We start from the raw sequence: 603 nt of genomic DNA on the forward strand, positions 1-603 counted from the left end.
GAATCACTTAAAGTGCGTCGTAGTCCGGATTGGAGTCTGCAACTCGACTCCATGAAGTCGGAATCGCTAGTAATCGCGTATCAGAATGACGCGGTGAATACGTTCCCGGGCCTTGTACACACCGCCCGTCACACCATGGGAGTGGGTTGCTCCAGAAGTGGATAGTCTAACCTTCGGGAGGACGTTCACCACGGAGTGATTCATGACTGGGGTGAAGTCGTAACAAGGTAGCCCTAGGGGAACCTGGGGCTGGATCACCTCCTTATACGATTTAGAACTTATTTGTTCGTAGTGTCCACACAGATGATTGTTAGTTAGCTAAACCGCTTGGTTTATCTAATTAATATGCTCTTTAAAAATTTGGAAAGCTGATATTAAAATTCTTATAGATATTCGTATCTATAAAGAGTTTTCAAAAGTAAAAAATATGCCAGTTAATCAGCAATGATTAATCGGTATCTACTTTAGTATTCTCATCATTATTTGATGAATTAACTTCTGGCGAAGTTAACAGCTGTCACTAACAAAGACCCGTTTGGGTTGTATGGTTAAGTGACTAAGCGTACACGGTGGATGCCTTGGCAGTTGGAGGCGATGAAGGAC

General features: G+C 43.0%; 1 rRNA gene. It reads left to right on the plus strand.

The features are described 5' to 3' along the window. Positions 1–265: ribosomal RNA gene (locus ISP07_RS20450) — 16S ribosomal RNA — on the plus strand; the annotation flags it as partial. Between the last annotated feature and the right edge of the window lie 338 nt (positions 266–603).

The sequence above is a fragment of the Pseudoalteromonas sp. PA2MD11 genome (assembly GCF_017808125.1).
GTDB classification, from domain to species: domain Bacteria; phylum Pseudomonadota; class Gammaproteobacteria; order Enterobacterales; family Alteromonadaceae; genus Pseudoalteromonas; species Pseudoalteromonas simplex.